This window comes from Streptomyces sp. NPDC058231, from assembly GCF_042882275.1.
Taxonomy (GTDB): domain Bacteria; phylum Actinomycetota; class Actinomycetes; order Streptomycetales; family Streptomycetaceae; genus Streptomyces.
In genome coordinates, this window is sequence record NZ_JBHVWN010000146.1 from 1 (window position 1) to 4,020 (window position 4,020).

The 4,020-nt window shown below is 70.6% G+C and carries 4 protein-coding genes; all 4 read left to right on the forward strand.

Annotated elements, in window-relative coordinates; all coding sequences use genetic code 11:
- Nucleotides 1-490: 490 nt before the first annotated feature.
- The 4 genes from ACFVXE_RS38720 to ACFVXE_RS38735 all read left to right on the forward strand — a co-directional run bounded on the left by ACFVXE_RS38720 (nucleotide 491) and on the right by ACFVXE_RS38735 (nucleotide 3,889).
- Nucleotides 491-901, forward strand: coding sequence for a hypothetical protein (locus ACFVXE_RS38720; protein ID WP_389678453.1), 411 nt, complete (start codon nucleotides 491-493; stop codon nucleotides 899-901).
- Nucleotides 902-993: 92 nt separating this feature from the next.
- Nucleotides 994-1,503 (forward strand): hypothetical protein, encoded by a 510-nt coding sequence (locus tag ACFVXE_RS38725; RefSeq protein WP_389678455.1) that lies wholly within the window; start codon nucleotides 994-996, stop codon nucleotides 1,501-1,503.
- A gap of 130 nt (nucleotides 1,504-1,633) precedes the next feature.
- A complete protein-coding gene (locus tag ACFVXE_RS38730) occupies nucleotides 1,634-2,269 on the forward strand; it encodes a hypothetical protein (RefSeq protein ID WP_389678456.1) in 636 nt (211 codons plus the stop codon).
- Nucleotides 2,270-2,374: 105 nt separating this feature from the next.
- The gene (locus ACFVXE_RS38735) at nucleotides 2,375-3,889 is read left to right on the forward strand and encodes a DNA cytosine methyltransferase (protein WP_389678458.1); all 1,515 of its coding nucleotides are present in this window, start codon (nucleotides 2,375-2,377) and stop codon (nucleotides 3,887-3,889) included.
- The last annotated feature ends 131 nt before the right edge of the window (nucleotides 3,890-4,020 follow it).

Below are 4,020 nucleotides of genomic sequence, written 5' to 3' on the forward strand. Positions count from 1 at the left end.
ACCCAAAGGGTTCCACGGGGGGAACCCCAAGGGTTCCACCGGTGGAACCCCTTCTTTTCCTTCTTCTACTGCTTTCCTTCCTTCCCCCCCTACCCCCGCGGCTGACGCCGCAGGGGAGCCGCGCGGCTGCCCCAAGCACTCGACTCCGGCTGCCAGTTGTCGTGGCTGCAAAACCAATCCGCGCTCCGCGCGCGCGGCCCGCGACCGGGAGCGAGAGGAGGCGGAGCGGCAGGCGCAGCGGGAGTTCATGGCGAACTGGCACGCGGATCAAGCCCGGGCGCGGCAGGTGGTCCAGGACCGCCCGCAGGACGTGGAGGCGGCCCGCCTGGCGGCCCGCCAGGCGCATCGGGCGGCGCGGGAAGGGCCTGGTGACGCCCGCTCAGCCGAAAAATAAAACTGGACCCCAACCTCATTATTGCTAGAATAAGGGCAGTGGCGAGAGGGAACGGCCCCCCGCCCACCGGCCCGAAAGGCAGACACCATGAACCGGATGGACTACACCGACATCCAGGACGACGACGCAGCTGACGCCGCGCGCGCCGCCGACGAGCTGGCCGAGGCCGACGCGATCGACGCCAACGACGCCGAAATCGCCACCGAGGATGCCGCCCCGCTCAAAGCCGTCCACCGCTTCGACGACACCACCGAGGCGTACGACGCCACCCAGTGCCGCGACGACATCCTCGACGGCGACGTCCTGGTCGTCGAGTCGGAAAAGGTCGTCGGCTTCCTCGTCGAGGCCTGGCCCATCGCCATCACCGAGGCGAGCGGCGAGTTCCACGGCCTGACCGCGCCCGTCGGGGAGTTCAAGGACGGCCGCTACATCGCGAGCGCCGAGCGCGCCACCGAGCTCGCCGGCGAACTCGGCTTCCCCGTGCGGCAGTCCGCTCAGACCGCCTGACTCCCCTGGCCCGGACGGCGGACACCATCCGCCGTCCCGGCCCGCATGTGCCACACCACTCGACCGAACACACGCACCTCTTGGAGAACCGCATGTGCCACTTGCCCACCCTGCGCCGCGAGCACCCGGACCGGATGGTCCTGGACTCGTCCGGACAGGCCGTCCCCGTCCTGATCGGCCTCGCCCACGCCTGGAGCGCCCACCCCCAGGTCATCGACGGACTGTTCGCCGAGCTCGCCAAGCTCGACGAGTGCGTCCGCGACGGGATCCGGCTCGAGGACGACGGCAGCGCCGAGCACGTCCGCGACCAGGTCGCCCGGCAGCTCCTCACCGAGGCCGGCGGCGCCGAGTTCCACCTGAACCCCAAGCGCGACCGCGACGCCGCCCATCAGGCCCGGCAGGTCGCCGAGGAGGCCCGCCGCATGGCGGCCGCCCTGGACGCCCACGCCAACGCGATCGACGTCGAGGCCGACGCCGCCGAGCGCAAGCACATCGCCCGCCAGAAGGCCGAACTTAAGCGCCTGCAGGGCCAGATCGCCAACCTGACCCCCGAGCCCGCCCCGACCCCCGCGCCGCCCCTCCAGCACCCCGCCGACGGCTGACCCACCCCCGGTCCGGGCGGCGGGCAATCCCGCCGCCCGGTTCACAGATGTGCCACAACTCTGTACTGTGTCGACCGCTCACCTCTTGGAGATCATGATGCCCCTCGCTCCCATGCCTGACCACGGCCGCGTGAACCGGCCGGAGTGGCAGGCCCTTTGGCTGCAGTACGAATCCGTCACCACCCCGCTGCGCGCGGCCGGACTCGCCTGCGACATCGACACCGCCGGCGGGCAGAACGTCCTCTACGTCAACCTCCCCGACGGCACGCACCTGGTCATCGCCGACGAGCACGAGCTGCCCACCCGCCTCGACGACGTCACCGGCTGGCGGATCGTGCGCAGCCACGAGGACAACCCGAACTTCGACGGCCTGATCTACGACTCCACCGCCGAGGGCGAACACGGCAAGTACGCCGCAGACATCAAGTCGATGCTCGCCGCGATCGCGATCTACCTGCACAGCCTGAGCGACGCCGACACCAAGACCGCCGGGCAGGTCCTCGGCGAGTCAGTGTCGGACCGCTCGCAGCTGTACGGGGTCGGCGTCCTCGGCGTCACCCCCGAGCACACCGCAGTCGGGCGGGTCATCTCCCCCCCGTTCGACACCCACCTGCAGGCGGTCAAGGAGTACGGCCTCTACACCCACCACCTGGAGCAGGACGGCTGGACGCAGGTCTACGAGCAGGGCGGCACCGAGTGGCCGCTGACCGTCTGGCACCGCCGCCAGGTCGTGCGGACGGTCTTCGTCACCCCGATCGGCGCCTGACCCCCACCCGACCCGCCGCGGCCCCCCCCCCCCCGGGGGGGGGCCGCGCCCGCGCTCGGTGTGTAAACCACGGTTGGGCACACAAGCCCCCGACGCGAACGGGCGGTGAACCACCTGCTCGCCGGGGCGGGAGGCTCCACCACTGGCCTGGTCGAGGCCGGATGGCGCGGAAAGCTCGTCATGAACCACTGGGACACCGCCATCGCGTCCCATGCCCTCAACCACCCCGACTGCGAGCACCTGGTCGCAGACGTCACCGGCTACCCGATGCGGTTCCTGCCGCGCGCCCTGATGCTGTGGGCCAGCATCATTTGCACCGAGGTGTCCCCGGCCGGCGGCCGCGTTCACCAGACCGATCAGCTCGACCTGTTCGAGGTCCTGGACCGGCTCGGTGACGACGACGATGCCGAGTCGTGGAAGGCCCTGACGCCGGACGCGTTCGAGCGGACCCGGGCCACCGCGTGGTGCGTGGTGCGGGCCTGCGAGGCGAAGCGGTTCCCGTACGTCGTCATCGAGAACGTCGTCGAGTTCGCCCTGTGTTGGGTCCTGTTCAAGACCTGGGTCAAGGCCATGACGGAGCTCGGCTACGAGGCCCCGCAGATCCTGTGCGCGACCTCCGCGCACGTCGGCGACGACACCAACCTGCGTGCCCCGCAGTGGCGGGACCGCATCTACCTCTGCTTCCGCCTCAAGGGGATGCCGAAGCCGGACTTGGAGCCCCGCCCGCGGGCGTTCTGCTTCGAGTGCGGCAAGGACGTCAACGCGAAGAAGGCGTGGTTCCAGCACGGGGTCCGCATCGGCAAGTACCGACGCGACTACAACTACCGGTGCCCCAACACGCGCTGCCGCCACGCCGAAGTCGAGCCGTACGTGCGCCCGGCCGCCTCCGTCATCAACTGGTCCGACCTCGGCCAGCGCATCGGCGACCGCAAGACGCCGCTGGCGGACACCACCATGGACCGCATCCGCGCGGGCCTGGTGAAGTTCCCCCACACCCCTTCCTCGATCACTCTCAACCACGGCAAGGACGGCACCGACCGGGCCTACGCGGTGGCCGAGCGGCCGTTTTCCACTCGCACCATCAAGCAGGGCGACGCGCTGCTCGTGCCGACCGGCGGCAGCTGGAACACCGCGTGCAGCGACGTTGCCGACCCGATGCGCACCCGGATGACCCGCGAAAGCGAGGCCCTGGTCACGGTCGACCCGGAGCCGTTCGTGATCACCTATCGCCAGAACGCCAACCCGGCGCTGGCGACCGAGCCGGTCACCGCCGTCACCGCGCAGGGCAACCATCACGGCCTGGTCGTCCCCGGCGGGGCCGTCCCGCCCGAGCTTCGCACCACCCTGGTCATCCCCTACCGCAAGGCCGCCGTCAAGACGGCCGGCGAGCCTGTTCACACGCTGTCCACCCGCGACTCGGCTGCACTGCTGCGCTGCGCGCCCGCCGTGGAGGACTGCCACTTCCGGATGCTCAAGCCCCGCGAGCAGCTGGGAGCCCAGCGGTTCCCTGACCGGTACGTCGTCGTCGGCACGCAGGCCGAGCAGACCATGCAGGCCGGGAACGCGGTGTCGGTGAACGTCGCCCGGCACATCGGCGAGTGCATCAAGGCCGTCCTGTAGCCCTGCGGCGGGGCGGGGGCGGCCCCGGCGCGGCCCCCCCCCCCCCCCCCCCCCCCCCCCCACCACAACATAACGGGAACCCAGACACCAACCGACAACAAAAAAAAACAACACACACAACCCCAAGACGG